We start from the raw sequence: 16,138 nt of genomic DNA on the forward strand, positions 1-16,138 counted from the left end.
AGCGAGTAATCGCGCTGTGTCCGTTTCACACCTTGTCCCATCGGGCTCTCCATTTATTAGGGGGAAAGGTGTAAACCATATTCAGGACGGGACAGCGTAAATGAATAAGGCGCCCGCAGGCGCCTTTTACATATCGAGATAGCCCGTTTACTGGTCCAACTCGTCCATATATTCATCCAGATTGGTATCGTCGGCCTGCTCTTGCTGAGACGCTTTCAGCTCGGTCTGCTTGCCCGTCACCTTGCCCTGGTTATATTGCAGGTAGAAGTCCTTGGTCAGCGCATAAGGATCGAGGGAGTTGTCGATGATCCGCTCCTGATCGATCAGCTTGGCACGTGTGCCCAAGCCATCCAGTGCCCAATGTGCAACCTTCATCGGGAAGGTTAACAAGGCATAGGGGAAGTAGAAGCTGTCAATCGCATCGCCAACCAGCTCCCGGGTGGTAGTCGGGCCGTAGACAGGCACCATGATGTAGGCACCATTACCGATATCGGCCCTGCCCAGCACGGTGTCCATTTCCAGCTTGTTACGCTCGAGGCCAGCATGTTTGGCCACATCGAAGATACCCAGCAGACCGACCGTGGTGTTGAGGGTAAAGCGCCCCAGGTTGGTGCCCGCCCCCTTCAAATCACCGGTGATCAGATGGTTCACCATGCTGCTTGGCTCATCAAAGTTGGCAACAAAGTTGGCAATGCCATCCTTCACCCCTACCGGAATGTAGCGGGCATAGGCATGTACCACAGGACGTGCCACATAGGGTTCCAGCACATCATAGTTGACCGCCCACATGGCCCGGTTGGCCCCCTGGAAGGGATCGCGGGGATCGGCCGCCGTACTGGTGGCACCCGGATTATTCATGCCGGGATTGAGATCCAGACTCTCTGGGCCAGGCTTGGGTGGGCCACCGGCACAGCCAGCCAGCAAGAGTGCTGCCAGTATGGCCCCTGAACGAAGATACATATGATTGTCCTGACGTTTTATTTTGATTTATCAGAAGTATAGATAACCCGGCTCCTATCCAGGAGCCGGGTTATCCAAAGGCATATTAGAGGGCGTGATCGATACGGATGTCAATCGGAGCAGCAGGGATCTCGGCCGTCTTGACCGGCACGGATACCCCTTCGAAGGCTCCTTCCTTGTTCATCACATTACCACCGCGCGAGAGACGTGCCTTGAACTGCAGCTCCGGATAGGCCGCCAGCTTGCTGCCTTCCATCATGGCATCGCCATCCCCTAGTGACAGGGTAACTGGCAGGGTTGGCCCTGCGATACGCTTCACGGCGATGGGCATGGGCGGCCCGTTGGGCACCACGGCAAAGACGAAGAGATGGGCATCTTCCGGCATCTGAATGCCCGCCGCCAACGTGACGTGGATGGGGAATTCCCCCTCCTTCACCGCCAGCGGTTGCCCCTCAACTGTGCCCGCTTTGGCTGCGCCTGAATTCGTCACCTCGATGCCGCGCTGCTTGAGCTGCGCGCGGGCATACTCCATGGAGCGCTCGACCATCACGTAACGAGGAGTGCCTTTCTCCATGAGTGGCAACATCGCCTGCCAGCGAGCCAGCGCGGTCTGGAAGTCCTCTTTTTGCAGCGCCATAAAGGCATAGACGGAACGCGCTTCAATATTGTCCGGATCCTGCGCGATAGCAGCCTGCAACAGGGCATCCGCTTGCGCCTCATCCCCCGTCATCATCAGCGCCTGCGCGTAGGGTACCGCCACCAGCGATTTCTGGGGAGCTAGCGTGTAGGCCCGCTCCAGCGCCTCGCTGGCCATCTCGGGATCATTGCCATCCAGCGCCAAGCGTCCCAGCAGCAGCCAGCCACGGTAGTCGTTCGGTTCATCCTTGAGGCGGGTACGCAGTGCCAGCGTGAAATCCAGTAGATCCTGCTCGGTCACCTGGGCATCGCGTTCCACCAGAATGCGGTTGCTCAGCTCGCCAAGACGGCTGCTGGCATCTTGCCAGCGACTCACCTCTTGCCAGGAGCCCAACTTGTAGTAGAGCCCCAGACTCACCACCAACAGCACCAGCACACCCGGGATCCAGATCAGACTCTTGCCACTGCGGGCAGTCTGCTCCACATCGGGAATATCATCCAAGAGGCTTCGTTGCAGCTCGACCAGCGAGTCGGACTCCTCAGCCAAGACACCCTGCTCGCGCTCTTCACCAATCTCCAGCAGCCGCTGGCGATAGAGCTGTTTGTTGAGCGCCGAGCGACTGATGCTCTGTTTGCCTTCACCACGCCACAGCGGCACGACGAGCGCCAGACTCACCAGCACCAGCAAGCCCGCAATCACTATCCAAAAAGCGGTCATTGTTTCTCTTCCTCTTTGAGCAGCTCGGCCAGTCGGCGCTGCTCCTCCTCGCTCAAGGCGTTATCCAGTTGTTTTTTCACCGCAGGGGGCCGGCGGCTGCGCATCACGACCACGGCGCCACCGATCAGGATCACCAGCAGCGGGCCGAGCCAGAGGATCAGAGTGGAGGCCATCAGGGGCGGGTTATAGAGGATAAAGTTGCCGTAACGGGCCACCATGTAATCCACGATCTCCTCTTTATCCTTGCCCTCGCGCACCATCTGGTAGGTCTTGTCGCGCAAGTCCTTGGCTAGCCCCGCATTGGAGTCGGCGATATCCTGGTTCTGGCACTTGGGGCAGCGCAGCTCCTTGGTCAGTTCGCGAAAGACCTGCTCCTGATTGTCGTTGTCGAAGGTGTAGACATCGATAGCGGCCATGGCGGGTGCTTGTACCACCCATCCCAGCAACAGCAGCAGCAGGGAAGCAATAAATACTCTCATCAGGACTCCCCTCACTTCATGGCATCAAAGATGGGTTTGAGGGTCGACGCCCAGTTCTCGGGGTTGATATCCCCCACGTGGCGATACCGGATGATCCCATTGCTGTCGATAAAGAAGGTCTCCGGCGCGCCATATACCCCGAGATCCAGCCCCAGCATGCCGTCCGGATCATAGAGGTTGACCTGATAGGGGTTGCCCAGCTCAGCCAGCCACTTGATCGCCTTGTCGCGCTCATCCTTGTAGTTCATGCCGATGATGGGAATGCCCTGCCCCGCCAGTTGTTTGAGGTAGGTGTGCTCGCCATAGCAGGTCGGGCACCAGGTGGCCCAGACGTTGAGCAACATGGGGCGACCGGTCAGGATACTGCGATCGTGCTGTTTGTTCAGATCGTAAATGTCCTGCAGGGTGAACACCGGCACCTCTTTACCCACCATCACGGACTCAAGCTTGGTGGGATCGGAGTAGAGCCCTTTGAACAGGAACACAGCCCCCAGCAAAAAGACGATAAAGGGGATTAAAAACAACCAGGTCTTTTTGTTCATGCCTTGGCCTCCTCCTCACGACGGCCGAAACGGTAACGCTTGTCGAGCATCGCCAGTACGCCACCAATGGCCATAAAGACGCCGCCGAACCAGATCCAGCGCACGAACGGCTTGTAGTAGATCCGCACCGCCCAAGCACCGTTGTCGAGCTGCTCCCCCAGCGCCGCATAGAGATCGCGGGTGATACCGGCATCGATGGCCGCTTCGGTCATCGGCATCCGGGTCACCTTGTACATCCGCTTCTCGGGCTTGAGCAGGGCGACCTGCTTGCCATTGCGGTGCACTTCCAGAACCCCCTTGAAGCCATCGTAGTTGGGGCCGTTCTTCTCTTTTATCCCGGTAAAGACGAACTCGTAATCGGCAAAGTGCACCCGATCACCCGCCTGCATTCGCAGATCCTTCTCGATGCTGTAGTTCTGGGTGCAGGCGATACCTATGATGCTGACTGCCAGCCCCACATGGCCAAGGATCATGGCCCAGTGGCTGTTGCCAAGCTTGCGCACACCGACCGCAAAGCTGTGCTTGTGGGTCGCTCGCGCCCAAGTCTCCTGCACGCTGGTGACGATGATCCAGGCCCCCAGACCAATCCCTACTGCCGCCCACGGCTTGAAGGTTTCGGCAAAGAGCAGCGGCAACAGCAAGGCTGCGGCCAGACTCAGCACCAGTGCCACAACCACCTTGCTTTTGAGTTCCCCCAGCTCCTGACGACGCCAGCGAAACAGCGGGCCAATCCCCAGCAGCAGGGCAAACGGGATGATCAGCCAGCTGTAGATGTGGTTGAAGAAGGGAGTACCGATGGAAATGCTCCCCAGCCCCAGCTCCTTGTGCACCAGCGGCAGCAAGGTACCGAGCAACACGGTCAGCAGACCCGCCACCAGCATGATGTTGTTGCAAAGCAGCAGGGTCTCGCGGCTCCACAGCTCGTGTTTGCCGTGGCTCTTCACCTGCGAGCCTTTAAAGGCAAACAGCAGCAAGGAGGAGCCGATCACCGCCAGCAGGAAGCCGAGAATAAACAGACCGCGGGTCGGATCGGAGGCAAACGCATGCACCGAGACCAGCACGCCGGAGCGCACCAGGAAGGTACCCAGCAGGCTCAGCGAGAAGGCTGAGAGGGCCAGCAGCACGGTCCACGCCTTGAAAGTGGCGCGCTTCTCGCTCACCGCAAGCGAGTGCAGCAGAGCGGTGCCCGCGAGCCAAGGCATAAACGAGGCGTTTTCTACCGGATCCCAGAACCACCAGCCACCCCAACCGAGCTCGTAATAGGCCCACCAGGAGCCGAGCACGATGCCAAGGGTCAGGAATACCCAGGCCGCCATGGTCCAGGGGCGCGACCAGCGGGCCCAGGTCGCATCGAGACGACCGGTCATCAGCGAAGCAATGGCAAAGGCAAACGCCACCGAGAAGCCCACATAACCCATGTAGAGCATCGGCGGATGGAAGATAAGACCCGGATCCTGCAGCAGCGGATTGAGGTCACGACCATCTACCGGGAAATAGGGCAAGGTGCGGGTGAAGGGATCGGAGGTGAACAGCACGAAGGCAGTGAAGCCGACCGAGATCAGCCCCAGCACACCGAGTACCCGTGCGACAGCATCGAGCGGCAGACGACGACTGAACATGGCCACCGCCGCAGTCCAGCCACCCAGGGTCAGTACCCACAGCAGCAGGGAGCCTTCGTGGGCGCCCCATACGGCGGAAATGCGATAGGCGAGCGGCAGCAGGCTGTTGGAGTTAGTGGCCACATACTGCACGGTGAAGTCGTTATCGATAAAAGCCCAGGTCAGGCAGAGAAACGACAGCAGCAGCAGCAAGAACTGGGCATAGGCGAGCGGACGGGCCGCCGACATCATGCCAAGACGCCCCCAACTGGCGCCCAGCAGCGGGTAGCTCCCCAGCAGCAGGGCAGTGGCAAAGGCCAGGATCAGCGCAAACTGACCTAATTCCGGGATCATGAAGGCATTCCTTTCAATTGAACGGTGACAACAGCCGCACCACGCACGGCAGGCAAAGCGGAAAAGGCAAACACCACAGGGATCACTGCTTGGCTCCCTTCAACTGCGCCTCGGTATACTCCGGCTTGAAGTGCATGCCGTTGGTGGCATCGGCCACTTCCGGCGGCATGTAGTTCTCATCGTGCTTGGCCAGCACCTCGAACGCCTCTACGGTCGTGGCATCCTTGAGGGTGCCCTGGGCAACAATCCCCTGCCCTTCACGGAACAGATCCGGCAGGATGCCGTCAAACTCGACCTTCACCAGATGACCGCCGTTATCCACCAGCTTGAAGGCAACCTTGAGGCTCTGGGGATCCCGCTGTACCGATCCCGGCACGACCAATCCACCGATGCGCAGGCGCTGCCCCTCTTCCGGCTTGATCTTGTCCGGCCCCTTCCCCTCCACCAGCTCGCTCGGGGTGTAGAAGAGGTCGATATTCTGACTGAGGGCGTAGAGCACCAGCCCGCTGACGGTCGCCAGACCCAGGGTAATGGCCAGAATGATGGTGAGGCGTTTTTTGCGTCTCGGATTCATAGGGTGTTCTCCATCTGCTGGGCCGCCTTGCGACGGGCCTCACGCGCCTGTTTGCTGCGCAACTCGGCGAGCAGGCTGCGGGTTTTCATGCGGGTAGAAATGATGATGCCGACCAGACACACCAGCGTCAGGCCAAATGAGAGCCAGACATAGAAGGCGTAACCGCCCATCGCCATAAAATCACTGAAAGAGGCAAAGTGCATGCTTACTTCTCCTGCTCTGCAATCTCTTTGACCCAGGGGCGATGCCACTCCCGCATCAGGAGTTCATTGCGAAAACGCATCAGGGTCAGAGCCCCGAGAAATGCGGCAAACGCCAGGATCATGATGAGCAGCGGCCAGAGCATCTCGGGTGAAATGGAGGGTTTGTCAAATTTGGTGATGGTGGCCCCCTGATGCAAGGTGTTCCACCACTCCACCGAGTAGTGAATGATCGGCAGGTTGATCACCCCAACCAGTGCCAGAATGCCGGCGGCACGGCCAGCGACCACCTTGTCGCTAAAGGCGTTGTAGAGGGCTATCACGCCGAGGTAGAGAAACAGCAGGATCAGTTCAGAGGTGAGCCGTGCATCCCACACCCACCAGGTACCCCACATCGGTTTGCCCCAGGCGGCACCGGTAAAGAGGGCAATAAAGGTAAATACGGCGCCGACCGGCGCAATGGCTGCAACCGTCATGTCCGCCATCCGCAGCTGCCACACCAGGCCGATAAAAGCGGCCACCGCCATGGTGGAGTAGGCCCCCATGGAGAGAATGGCGGAAGGCACGTGGATATAGATGATCCGGAACGAATCTCCCTGCTGGTAATCCGCTGGCGCAAACACGAGGCCCCAGACAGTACCGATCACAAACGAGAGCAGACTAATCACCGCAAACCAGGGCAACAGCGTGCCTGCCAGCTGATAGGCACGCTCCGGTTTGGCATAAGGGTGCAACCATTTCCACATAGCTCACAAAACCTTTTTGTTATTAATCGTTTGGCGAGGCCTACCATACCGACCGCAGGGCAGCATCAAATACCCCGAAAGCAATAAGCGGCACTCTCCTTGATCCATCGCAACATTATTTTTTGCAAAAAGACTCCGTTCGGAGCCAAATCTGGTTCAGCTCACGGCCATCAGTTAAGGCTGACCCGCAACGCCGCCGACACAGCCAGCGGCGTCAGTGTCAAAGCCCCCACCAGCATGGCGGCCAGAATGGCAAGCTGCCCGCCATAGGGCAAGCTCATCCCCGCGGCATCGATGGCTGAGGTGGCAAAAATCAGTACCGGAATATAGAGCGGCAGGATCAGCAGACTGAGCAGCACCCCGCCTTTGCGCAATCCCACCGTCAACGCGACCCCGACCGCGCCGAGCAGGCTCAATACCGGAGTGCCAAGTGCCAGCGTCGCGACGACAGCCAGATAGGTGTTCATATCCAGCGAGAGCAAAATCGCCAACAAGGGAGAGATCAGTAGTAGCGGCAATCCGGTCAGCAGCCAGTGAGCGACCACTTTCGCCAGCGCCAGCAAGCCCAGCGGATGAGGCATCAGCATCATCTGCTCCAGCGCGCCATCGGCAAAGTCGTCGCGAAACAGCCGCTCCAGCGACAGCATGGCCGCCAATAGCGCCGCCACCCAGATGATCCCCGGGGCAATACGGGCCAGCAGTTTGGGCTCCGGGCCAATGCCTAACGGAAACAGGGTGATAACGATGAGGAAAAACCAGAGCGGGTTGAGAATATCGGAACGCTGGCGCAGGGCCATCAGCAGTTCACGGTGAATAAGGTGCATAACAGCGCGCAACATGGCGTTACTCCTGCAATGTCGATGCGGAGGGGGTCAACGAGATAGTCTTCAGCCGTCCCTGCATCAGGGTCAGATCCTGATGAGTGGTGAGGATCACCATGCCGCCCCGCTCGGCGTGGGCCAGAAAGAGCTGCTCGAGCACCTTGACCCCTTGCTTGTCGATGGCGGTAAAGGGTTCATCGAGGATCCAGAGTGCCGGTTTCTGTGACAGCCAGAGTCTGGCCAGAGCCACCCGGCGTTGTTGGCCGGCAGAGAGTTGCCCGGTCGGGTTCTCTTCAAATCCGGCCAGCCCTACTCGGGCCAATATCTGCCACAAGTCGATCTCTGATTGCTGCGGGTGATGTAACTGCTGGTAGAACTTCAGGTTTTCAAAAGGGGTCAGCGCCGCTTTGACACCGGGCTGATGGCCGAGATAGAGCAGATTGGCATGATACTCATCGCGACAGTGACGAATATTCTCCCCATTCCAGCACACCTCACCGGCAAACGGCTGCGACAGCCCTGTCAACAACCGCAACAGACTGGTCTTGCCGACCCCGTTGGGCCCTTCAATTTGCACCAGATCGCCGGGCGCAACAGAGAAAGAAAGGTGTTCAAACAGAGTGCGATCTTCGCGCACGCAGCTCAGATTGTTAACTTGAAGCAGCATGGGGATTTTTTCAGAGAAAATGAAGCGGTCTGCATCTTAACACAGTATTGGAATACGTCTTTTCAAAGATGCAACAATTGAACTGACTGGCGACCGGGATCACAAAGAAAATGCGGTAGAAACCATCCGCTCAACGCAGTTGGGGGACAAGCGGCTGCACGCCATAAAATTCAGGAAGGCAATTGCCTTCCTGAATCATCAAGAGCGACCTTTTCGCAACGATATCAAGAGCTCAGCCTCTGCCTTTGGCAACTCGCACTCACTCATGACTTCATCAAGATCGGCGCCCAGTTCGACCATCTTTGCCGCTCGGCTGTAGAGCCTGCGTTCGGGATCCTGCATGGTCAGCTCTTGCTGGCGCTCATTGACCTGCTGCATCGCCCCTTCCACCGACTGCAGACGCTGCCCCATGCCAATGGCACCGGTATGGAGCTCCATCATCTGCTTGCGCAAGCTTTCCAACTGACCTTGCAGGGTTGCCACACTGGCCTCGGACTCCTGCTTGCTGCGCTTGCTCTTGAACCAGATATAAGAGGCAAACGCCAAGGCAATCAGGGACACCCCCAAGGCAACCATCTCGATTATCAAAACATCACCTTACTTATCAGAGGGAACCGATATCTTCCCACTCTTCATCGGAGAGCAGCTTGTTCAAGTCAACCAGGATCAGCAGTTGCCCATCGCGGTTGCTCACCCCCTGAATAAACTTGGCGCTCTCTTCAGTGCCGACCGCAGGTGCCGCATCGATTTCGGAAGAACGCAGATAAACCACTTCCGCCACGCTGTCGACCATGATGCCGATCACCTGCTTCTCGGCCTCAATGATCACAATCCGGGAGTTTTCACTCACATCACCGGAAGGCAGACCGAAACGGGAACGGGTATCGATGACAGTCACCACATTGCCACGCAGGTTGATGATCCCCAGTACGTACTCAGGCGCACCCGGCACCGGTGCAATTTCGGTGTAGCGCAACACCTCCTGAACCTGCATCACATTGATGCCGTAGGTTTCGTTTTCCAGTTGGAAGGTTACCCATTGCAGCACTTCATCTTCGGCCAGATTCTGTGCAATATTGCGCTTTTCTGTCATGTTTTTATTCCTTTTATGAAAACGTCTACTGCTAAAACTAGCAATAAAACAGCTCGATTGCAGAAGTTATCAGCGACCTTCTATGTTCACCCCACGCTCCAGCAACAGGAGCAGTTCGCGAACGTGTAACAGGGCACACATTTTTTCTTTGACCATGCCAGCCAACCAGGGGCGCTTACCCTCCTGATGGCGCCATTTCACCTGGTCACGGTGTAACAATTCAGTCCCTTTGAGATGATGGCACGCTAGTCCCCACGGCGATTCACCAAGCATAATCAGATACTTGTAATCATCCATCTCGAGATGCTGACCCGGCATGACCCACTGGGCAGTATCGACCACATTCATCTTCTGCTCGCGAGAGGTCATGATCCCCTTGTACCAGCCCGGCTGGCCAAACAGGGAGGTGATCTCGCCCAGCTGATGAATACCACCCAGCTCGGTCAACGGGACCGCAAACGTCACACCCGCGACTTCAAAGAAAAGGGCCTGGAACTCTTTGCCGGTATCGATATTTTCCCAGGCAACAGGTTCACTGGCCTCTACCGGAGCAACCTCCAGCGCTGTCTCGGTCAGGATAGTAGTATGGGGCTCCGCAACCTCGGGGAGCAGCACCTCCGCAGGCCACTCAGGCTCCACCGGCAACAGTGACTCCTCCGCCACAATCTCCAGCGGTGCGGTGAGAGTCGCTTCCTGGGTGAAGGCGTCATTCTCAAACTGGACTTGTCCCACCTGAGCCAATAGCTCACCGAGCTGGGCAAGCCGTGGATCGCTTTCAAGGTAAGGTACGGCGACGACCTCGGGGACGCTTTGAGGCTGACGTTGCAACTGTAAAAAAGGGGTAGATTGAATCTCTTCCGCCTCATCCAGCACCAGTGGCTCATCGAGCAGCAGGGAGTGGAAATAGTCATCCATCGCCCGAACTTGAATGGTATCTCTCATACCGTCACCTCATGAACCCGTTGCCGCTCAAGGGCATCAAGATGGTTGAGCAGCGTTTCATATGCATAGGTTCCACGACTCCCGGGAGAATAGATAGACGGGGGGATATGCAGCAAGCTAGCATCCCGAAACTTGGTATCAATAGGGATCACCGCGTTCCACACCGAATCCCCATATTGATCCTTGATCGACTTCAAGGTCATCAGAGAGGCACGGGTGCGCTTGTCGAACATGGTCGGGATCACGGTATAACGGAACTTGTCACGCTTGGAACGCTGCATGATCTCGAATGTTTTCATCATCCGCTCCAACCCCTTGAGGGCCAGAAATTCGGTCTGGACAGGCACCAGAATGCGATCGCAGGCAGCCAGCGCGTTGACCATCATCACCCCTAGTACTGGGGGACAATCGATCAGCACATAATCATATTGCTCCTGAATGCGCAGCAGTGCCCGCTTCAGTACCAGTCCCATCCCCTCACGATTGCCCATCACCCGATCAAGGGTCGCCAAGGTAATAGATGCTGGCAGTAAGTTGATATTTTCAAACTTGGTCTTGAGCGTCAGTTTATTGACAAGCTCGGCTGTCGGTTTGACAGCTTGAAACAACTCATAGAGGGTTCCATCCAGGCGATCTGAATCAAAATCAAGATATGCAGTCAGCGAAGCATGGGGGTCGGTATCAATCAACAGCACCCGCTGGCCACGCTGGGCCAGGATCCCCGCAAGCGAGACCACTGTGGTGGTTTTACCCACACCACCTTTCTGGTTGGCAACCGTCCAAACAATCACTGTATCAATCCTGCCTTGTTGTTATGCGTATGCCACCACCGGGCAAGGTGATCACCTTTATCTCTCCTGCATCCACCGCCTGCTGTACAGCAGGAACCGGTTCGGCAACTACCGTAGGCGTTGCAACCACAGGTGCCGGCGGCACCCAGGCAAATTTGGAGATAGCGACCACAACCTTGCGATTCTGCAGTCTGCCCTGCTCACTGCTGTTGTCAGCAAAGGGGGAAAACTCGCCATATGCCTCGAACGCCAGACGCTGGGGGGCGATCCCATCTGCAATCAAACCATTGAGTACCGCTTCTGCCCGAGCAGCAGAAAGCGCCCAGTTAGAACGATAAATTTCATTATTTATCTGTTGGTTATCGGTATAACCCCGAACCCTTACATAGTTATCGACCGGTTTGAGAATACTTGAAAGAGTATTAATGACCGGTGCAGCGTTTGGTCCCAAAAAGGCACTGCCGCTGCCAAACAACAAGCCGGAACTGAGTTCAACCGTCAGCCAATTCTCATCTTGCGTCACTTTGACGATACCTGCATCCACCAGCGAGCCCATGCTCTGCTGCAACTGCATATCGAGTTTTGCAAGTGTCGCGCCATCTTGCAGCACTGGCACACCAGAAATAGGAGCAAGTGAAGGAGAGAGGGATGCTGGGCTTTCCAGCAACGATGGAGAGGCAGATACCGGGTTATCCAGCAGGGAATTACCCTGCCCTTCAAGCAAGCCATTGCCGCCAGACTGCATGACACTGAACGCCTGGCTCATACCATCAATCACCGCGCGATACTTGTCCTTGTTCACCAGCGCAACAGAGTAGAGCACCACGAACAAGGCAAAGATCAGCGTCATATAATCGGCATAGGAGACCAGCCAGCGGTCAAGATGCTCGCGACCCTGCAAGTGCAACCGATAGCGCTTGCGCATGGCTACTCTCCTTTCAAATAGGCCCTGAGCCGGCGTTCAACCTGCAAGCCGTTTTCACCATGAGCGATAGCCAGCAGCCCTTCCAGGGTCATCTCCTGAAAGAGTGCATAGTGGTAGTGAAATGCGCGTAGCCGATTGGCGATAGGCAGGTAGATGAGGTTGGCAAACCCCACTCCATAGATGGTCGCCACGAATGCCACTGCGATCCCCGCCCCCAGCGCTGACGGGTCTTCGAGATGAAACATGGCCTGAATCAGGCCCAGCACGGCACCGATGATCCCGATGGTCGGACTGTACCCCCCCATGGCTTCAAATACCCTGGCGGCATGTTCATTGCGCTCCTGCTCGATATCGATGTCCGCTTCCAGCAGCATACGGATATCCTCTGTGGAGACCCCATCGACAATCAAACCAAGCCCTTGGCGGGTAAAGTTGTCTTCCTCCTGCTCGGCCTGATTTTCAAGGGCAAGCAGCCCTTGCTGGCGCGCAAAGACTGCCCATGACTGCAACCGTTCGGCCTGCGTCGCAAGATCTTGGTGGGGAGGGGTAAAAATCCATAACAGCTGGTGCAACGCCAGCAAGATGTACTTGGCTGGAGTCTGCAACGTGACAGCACCGACGGTACCGCCCAGCACGATCAAAAAAGCAGGGCCGTCCACCAGCGTCAACAGGGAGCCGCCATGCCACAGTTGGGCAATGGCAATAGCCCCCAATGCCAGGAGCAGACCGAGCAAGCCCATGATTAGCGCCCCAACTCAACCAGAATACGCTGGGCCACCTTGTCCAGAGGGAGTGATTCGCTGGCAATCCCCGCTTTAGCTACTGCTTGGGGCATACCATATACCACGCAGGAAGCCTCATCCTGAGCCCAGATAGTTGATCCCTGCTCTTTCAGCAGTCTGGCGCCATCACGGCCATCTGCGCCCATACCGGTCAGCACAATCGCCAATACCTTGTCGGCATAGGTCTTGGCCGCAGAGGCAAAGGTAATGTCCACACAAGGCTTGTAATTGACCTTGTCGTTGCCATCCACGATGCGAATGCGGGCCCCTGCACCACGACCTTCCAGCAGCATCTGTTTGCCACCGGGAGCAAGGTAGGCATGCCCTGGTTTAAGCACATCGCCATCTTCCGCTTCCTTGACGCCAATCTGGCATAACCCGTTGAGACGGGCAGCAAACGCGGCAGTAAAAGTAGCTGGCATATGCTGGATAAGCAGGATGGGATGGGGAAAATCCCCCGGCAACTTGGTCAGCACATTTTGCAAAGCAACAGGTCCGCCGGTAGAAGTACCGATCGCCACCAACTGATAACTCTTGCCACTGCGCTTGAATGAAGCACTTGGTACAGTGCGTTGCAGGTCAGGCTGACGATCAGGAGTTCTGGGCACTGTGCTGCCCAGAGGAGCACGAGCAACCGGTTCAGGTGCTTTGGGACGAGCAGCGGATGTCATCAGGAAGCGCTTGCGGGAGATCTCCTTCACCCGTTGTTGCAACAGTCTGACCGCTTCATCTTTGTCTCTGGCAATGTCCTCAAACTTCTTGGGTAAGAAGTCGAGTGCACCGGCGTCCAGCGCATCCAGCGTAGCCTTGGCCCCTTCATGAGTCAGGGAGGAGAACATCAGAATGGGGGTTGGGCACTTGGCCATGATCTCCCGCACCGCACTGATGCCATCCATCACGGGCATCTCGATGTCCATGGTGATCACATCAGGGCGCAGCGACATCGCCTTGTCCACCGCCTCACGTCCATTCTGGGCCGTATCAATCACCGTCAGCATGGGATCCTGATTGATGATCTCGCTCACCCGACGGCGAAAGAAGCTCGAATCGTCGACAACTAATACCTTGACTGCCATTGTTGTTTTTCTAACTCCTTGGGCCTGAGCTATTAATGTCTACGCGCATATGCTTTGAGCAGACTCGGCACATCCAAAATAAGGGCAATTCCGCCATCACTGGTAATGGTCGCCCCGGCCATGCCTGGGGTGCCTTGCAGCAGATTATCGAGTGGCTTGATCACCACCTCTTCCTGACCAATCAGGCTATCTACCACAAACCCGATTTGCTGAGTGCCAATCTGCACGATCACCACATGTCCGGTATCCTGACGTGAACGCTTGTTGGCGCCACGAATCAACCATTTGTGCAGATAGAAGAGCGGTATCGCCTTCTCGCGCACAATGATGGTGAGCTGGCCATCAACCATGTTGGCTTTTTTCAGGTCCAGATGGAAAATCTCGTTCACACAACCAAGGGGAAGCGCGAAGGTCTGCTCCCCCACTTCAACCATCAGAGTCGGCAGAATGGCCAGCGTCAACGGAACCTTGATTTCGAGACGGGTACCTTTCCCCCAAGTGGAATCTATATGCACCGACCCATTGAGGCTGACAATACTGGTTTTAACCACATCCATTCCGACACCACGGCCAGAGATATCGGAGATCTCGGCCTTGGTTGAAAAGCCCGGGGCAAAGATCAGGTTATAGGCATCGTTGTCGCTCATGCGAGCGGCAGTATCTGCATCCAGAACACCGCGACTGATGGCGATGGACTTGAGTTTTTCAGGGTCCATCCCTGCCCCATCATCCTCGATGCAAAGCAGAATATGGTCACCTTGCTGGGAGGCGCTAAGGGTGATCGTCCCTTGCCGCGGTTTGCCCGCTTTCTCCCGCACATCAGGCATTTCGACCCCGTGATCGCAGGAGTTGCGAACAAGGTGAACCAGAGGATCGGCGAGCGCCTCCACCAGGTTTTTATCCAGATCTGTCTCTTCCCCCACCATCACCAGCTCAATCTCTTTCTTGAGGGTTCTGGCCAGATCACGCACTACGCGCGGGAAACGACCAAACACCTTCTTGATTGGCTGCATGCGGGTTTTCATCACAGCCCCTTGCAGGTCAGCCGTTACCACATCCAGATTGGCAACCGCTTTTGACATCTCTTCATCATTGCTGGCAATACCCAGGCTCACCAGCCGGTTACGGACCAGTACCAACTCACCTACCATGTTCATGATGACATCGAGAGTCTTGGTATCCACCCGCACCGTCGTATCGCTTTGCACGGCACTGTTTTCTGCTGGTGTAGGCGCAGCCTTGGCGGCAGGCGCTGGCACCTTGGCTGCTTCGGCAGGTTTTGCGGGGGCTGCCGGTGCTGGTTTGGCAACAGGAGTGGCCGGTTTGGGCGGAGTCACCGCGGCAGGTGCGGCAGGTGCGGCAGGTGCGGCAGGTGCGGCAGGTGCCATAGTACTCTGAGGCCCTTGACCACGACCATGCAATTCATCAAGCAGGCGTTCAAACTCATCATCATCGATAAGCTCGTCCACCTCTTTTTGCACCGACTTCAGAGGATTCACCTCTGGCGCCCCCATGTGCTGTCCCTGGCCATGGAGCTGGTCCAGCAAGGCCTCAAACTCATCATCGGTGATATCGCCAGAGCCACCGGCTATCGGGGCTGCTGCAGCCGCCTTGGTCGGAGCCCCACCCACGCCGTGGAGCTCGTCCAGCAGACGCTCGAATTCGTCTGCAGAAATTTCATCGATCGAGCCGCCGCCATTGACAAGAGCAGGCGAGCTGCTGATGGCTGCGGGTTCAACAACTTCTGGAGCAACTTCTTCAACAACTACCGGTGCTGCAGGTTTAGATTCTACAGCCGCAGCCGCACTGGTAGCAGTGCGTAGTTGCTCTTCCCCTTCTGGCTTGCACAACTCATGGAGGTCATGAAGCAAATCATCTGACGCAGGGCTGGGTGCTTCGCGATTTTGAACCTGGGCGAACATGACATTGATGGCATCCAGCGCTTGCAGGATCACATCCATCAGCTCCGCAGTAACGGTTCGCTTGCCATTACGCAAGATATCGAACACGTTTTCCGCACCGTGGCATACATCAACCAGTTCACCGAGCGACAGAAAACCTGCCCCCCCTTTCACGGTATGGAAACCGCGAAAGATGGCATTCAACAGGTTCTTGTCATCGGGCCGCTTTTCCAAGTCGACCAGTTGTTCAGACAACTGTTCCAATATTTCGGATGCTTCGACCAGAAAGTCTTGCAGTATGTCTTCATCAACTTCGAAGGCCATGCGTCACTC

General features: G+C 56.7%; 18 protein-coding genes. All 18 read right to left on the reverse strand.

Annotated elements, in window-relative coordinates:
- Positions 1–147: 147 nt before the first annotated feature.
- The 18 genes from AB5Y92_RS18270 to AB5Y92_RS18355 all read right to left on the reverse strand — a co-directional run bounded on the left by AB5Y92_RS18270 (position 148) and on the right by AB5Y92_RS18355 (position 16,129).
- Entirely contained in the window at positions 148–960 is an 813-nt protein-coding gene (locus tag AB5Y92_RS18270; protein ID WP_164536348.1) for a VacJ family lipoprotein, read from the reverse strand.
- 85 nt (positions 961–1,045) lie between these two features.
- Positions 1,046–2,314: a c-type cytochrome biogenesis protein CcmI gene (gene ccmI / locus AB5Y92_RS18275; RefSeq protein WP_201987459.1), complete on the reverse strand. Its 1,269-nt coding sequence runs from the start codon at positions 2,312–2,314 to the stop codon at positions 1,046–1,048.
- The gene (locus tag AB5Y92_RS18280; RefSeq protein ID WP_368215590.1) at positions 2,311–2,793 is read right to left on the reverse strand and encodes a cytochrome c-type biogenesis protein; all 483 of its coding nucleotides are present in this window, start codon (positions 2,791–2,793) and stop codon (positions 2,311–2,313) included. The genes ccmI and AB5Y92_RS18280 overlap by 4 nt, the downstream gene beginning before the upstream one ends.
- An 11-nt stretch (positions 2,794–2,804) precedes the next feature.
- On the reverse strand, positions 2,805–3,335 hold the full coding sequence (locus AB5Y92_RS18285) for a DsbE family thiol:disulfide interchange protein (protein ID WP_368227333.1): 531 nt from the start codon (positions 3,333–3,335) through the stop codon (positions 2,805–2,807).
- Complete coding sequence (locus tag AB5Y92_RS18290) at positions 3,332–5,287, reverse strand: heme lyase CcmF/NrfE family subunit (protein ID WP_263085795.1); 1,956 nt, start codon at positions 5,285–5,287, stop codon at positions 3,332–3,334. Before AB5Y92_RS18290 ends, AB5Y92_RS18285 begins: the two co-directional genes overlap by 4 nt.
- Positions 5,288–5,369: 82 nt before the next feature.
- Positions 5,370–5,861, reverse strand: a complete 492-nt coding sequence (ccmE, locus tag AB5Y92_RS18295) for a cytochrome c maturation protein CcmE (RefSeq protein WP_005334685.1) — start codon at positions 5,859–5,861, stop codon at positions 5,370–5,372.
- Complete coding sequence (ccmD, locus tag AB5Y92_RS18300; protein ID WP_005353657.1) at positions 5,858–6,064, reverse strand: heme exporter protein CcmD; 207 nt, start codon at positions 6,062–6,064, stop codon at positions 5,858–5,860. Before ccmD ends, ccmE begins: the two co-directional genes overlap by 4 nt.
- Before the next feature lie 2 nt (positions 6,065–6,066).
- Complete coding sequence (locus AB5Y92_RS18305; RefSeq protein WP_368227334.1) at positions 6,067–6,807, reverse strand: heme ABC transporter permease; 741 nt, start codon at positions 6,805–6,807, stop codon at positions 6,067–6,069.
- Between the two features lie 170 nt (positions 6,808–6,977).
- On the reverse strand, positions 6,978–7,646 hold the full coding sequence (gene ccmB / locus AB5Y92_RS18310) for a heme exporter protein CcmB (RefSeq protein WP_005353658.1): 669 nt from the start codon (positions 7,644–7,646) through the stop codon (positions 6,978–6,980).
- A gap of 4 nt (positions 7,647–7,650) precedes the next feature.
- Positions 7,651–8,295 (reverse strand): cytochrome c biogenesis heme-transporting ATPase CcmA, encoded by a 645-nt coding sequence (gene ccmA, locus AB5Y92_RS18315; protein ID WP_368227335.1) that lies wholly within the window; start codon positions 8,293–8,295, stop codon positions 7,651–7,653.
- A 198-nt stretch (positions 8,296–8,493) separates the two neighbouring features.
- Positions 8,494–8,871 carry a DUF2802 domain-containing protein gene (locus tag AB5Y92_RS18320; protein ID WP_005353661.1) on the reverse strand — a complete coding sequence of 126 codons (378 nt, stop codon included), beginning with the start codon at positions 8,869–8,871 and terminating at the stop codon, positions 8,494–8,496.
- Between the two features lie 28 nt (positions 8,872–8,899).
- On the reverse strand, positions 8,900–9,388 hold the full coding sequence (locus tag AB5Y92_RS18325; protein WP_005298836.1) for a chemotaxis protein CheW: 489 nt from the start codon (positions 9,386–9,388) through the stop codon (positions 8,900–8,902).
- Positions 9,389–9,457: 69 nt separating this feature from the next.
- Positions 9,458–10,330 carry a chemotaxis protein CheW gene (locus tag AB5Y92_RS18330; protein WP_368227336.1) on the reverse strand — a complete coding sequence of 291 codons (873 nt, stop codon included), beginning with the start codon at positions 10,328–10,330 and terminating at the stop codon, positions 9,458–9,460.
- On the reverse strand, positions 10,327–11,121 hold the full coding sequence (locus AB5Y92_RS18335) for a ParA family protein (RefSeq protein WP_019444728.1): 795 nt from the start codon (positions 11,119–11,121) through the stop codon (positions 10,327–10,329). The genes AB5Y92_RS18330 and AB5Y92_RS18335 overlap by 4 nt, the downstream gene beginning before the upstream one ends.
- A gap of 4 nt (positions 11,122–11,125) precedes the next feature.
- The gene (locus AB5Y92_RS18340; RefSeq protein WP_164536345.1) at positions 11,126–12,046 is read right to left on the reverse strand and encodes a flagellar motor protein MotB; all 921 of its coding nucleotides are present in this window, start codon (positions 12,044–12,046) and stop codon (positions 11,126–11,128) included.
- Positions 12,047–12,048: 2 nt separating this feature from the next.
- Positions 12,049–12,786 (reverse strand): flagellar motor protein, encoded by a 738-nt coding sequence (locus AB5Y92_RS18345; protein ID WP_164536344.1) that lies wholly within the window; start codon positions 12,784–12,786, stop codon positions 12,049–12,051.
- A gap of 2 nt (positions 12,787–12,788) precedes the next feature.
- On the reverse strand, positions 12,789–13,904 hold the full coding sequence (locus AB5Y92_RS18350) for a chemotaxis response regulator protein-glutamate methylesterase (RefSeq protein WP_164536343.1): 1,116 nt from the start codon (positions 13,902–13,904) through the stop codon (positions 12,789–12,791).
- A 32-nt stretch (positions 13,905–13,936) separates the two neighbouring features.
- Positions 13,937–16,129 (reverse strand): chemotaxis protein CheA, encoded by a 2,193-nt coding sequence (locus tag AB5Y92_RS18355; RefSeq protein WP_368227337.1) that lies wholly within the window; start codon positions 16,127–16,129, stop codon positions 13,937–13,939.
- Positions 16,130–16,138: the final 9 nt, after the last annotated feature.

The sequence above is a fragment of the Aeromonas sp. R1-1 genome (assembly GCF_040908495.1).
Classification (GTDB): Bacteria; Pseudomonadota; Gammaproteobacteria; order Enterobacterales; family Aeromonadaceae; genus Aeromonas; species Aeromonas veronii.